Here is a 1,585-nt window from a genome sequence, read left to right as displayed (position 1 = left end):
CCTCTCAGCCCGCCAGGATCTCCCGCAGCTTCTTGCGGCTCACCTTGCCGACCCCGGTCTCGGGAAATGCGTCGACGATCCTCACGGAGTCGGGGAGCTTCCACTCGGCGAGCCCGTTGTGACGCACGAAACGTCGGATACCCGCGAGATCCGGGGGGTTGTCGACGTCGTCGGCGATGAGGTAGGCGCAGGTCCGCTCACCGAGGTACGGGTCGGCGACGGCCACGACGATCGCGTCACGCACAGCCGGGTGCGTCAGCAACTGTTCTTCGAGTTGCTCGGCCGACACCTTCTCCCCGCCACGATTGACGCGATCGCCGCCCCGACCCCGCACGACGATGTTGCCCTGCGCGGTCAGTTCGACGACGTCGCCCGTGCGGTACCAGCCGTCGGGCGCAAACGACGAGGGGCTCGCGTCGCGCCAGTATGAACGAATCGTGTACGGCCCCTGCGTTTCCAGGAAGCCCGGTCCGGCACCGACGTCGACGCCGGACTCGTCGACGATGCGGATCTCGTCGTCCGCCGACATCGGGCGACCCTGCGTCGTGGTGACCACCTCGATCGGGTCGTCGAGTCGCGTGTAGCAAACGAGGCCCTCGGCCATTCCGAACACCTGCTGCAGTCGCACGCCGAGGGCCGGGCCGATGCGGCGCGCGAGTTCGTCGGGGCAGCGTGCGCCACCGACCTGGATGACCTCGAGTGAGGACAGGTCGACAGTGGTTCCGGCCTCCGCGGTTTCGGTCCACAGCCGCGCCAGTGGCGGAACCAGCCCGGTCATCGTGACCCCCTCGCGCGAAACCATCTCCCATGCGACCGACGGAGCGGGCGAAGCGGTGAGCGCGACGGTGCCACCGGCACACATCGCGCCGAGGATACCCGGTGAACTCATCGGGAAGTTGTGTGCAACAGGCAAACTCGCAAGGTACACGGTGTCGGCGGTGACACCGCACAGTTCGTTGCTGCGACGAACGCTGTACAGGTAGTCGTCGTGTGTTCGTGGGATCAGCTTGGGCACCCCGGTGCTACCGCCGGACAACTGCAGGAATGCGAGGTCTCCCGGATTCGCGCGACCGTGCTCGACGGGAGGGGCCAGCAGGGCATCGAGGTCATCGGCGTCGATCCACCGCCGAATCGAATCAACCTGCGCTGCAATGGTATCGGCGAGTCCGCGGTAGTCGAAGCCGGCGTCGTCTCCAGGCGAGATGATTGCGACGGCGCCTGCGGCGTCGGCGATGCCGACGAGTTCTCCCGCGCGGTGCGCAGGAAGGGTGAAGACCGGGATCGCGCGAAGTCTGAACAACGCGAACACGGCCTCGACGTAACTGACGCGGTTCGGGATCTGCACGAGCACGCGGTCATCCGGCGTGATACCGAGATCGCGCAGTCCCGCTGCGATGGCGCCAACCCGATCATCGAGCTCCGCGTAGGTCAGTCGACGATCGATGTCGACCACCGCGGTGCGTCGGGCCGATGCGGGATCCGCGGCCCGCGAACGCAGGACATCGTCGAACGTCTCCCCGACCCACAGTCCGTCGGATCGATACTTTGCTTCCAATTCCGGGGGCCATGGAGACACAAGCATAAA

Annotated in this window: 1 protein-coding gene; it reads right to left on the bottom strand. The window is 66.6% G+C overall.

The window, feature by feature from the left end; translation table 11 throughout:
- Positions 1 to 4: 4 nt before the first annotated feature.
- Entirely contained in the window at positions 5 to 1,582 is a 1,578-nt protein-coding gene (locus GOACH_RS08610) for a (2,3-dihydroxybenzoyl)adenylate synthase (protein WP_005173497.1), read from the bottom strand.
- Between the last annotated feature and the right edge of the window lie 3 nt (positions 1,583 to 1,585).

This window comes from Gordonia aichiensis NBRC 108223 (assembly GCF_000332975.1).
Classification (GTDB): Bacteria; Actinomycetota; Actinomycetes; order Mycobacteriales; family Mycobacteriaceae; genus Gordonia; species Gordonia aichiensis.
The sequence above is the reverse complement of the archived record's forward strand: the minus strand, read 5'-3'. Positions and strand labels throughout refer to the sequence as shown.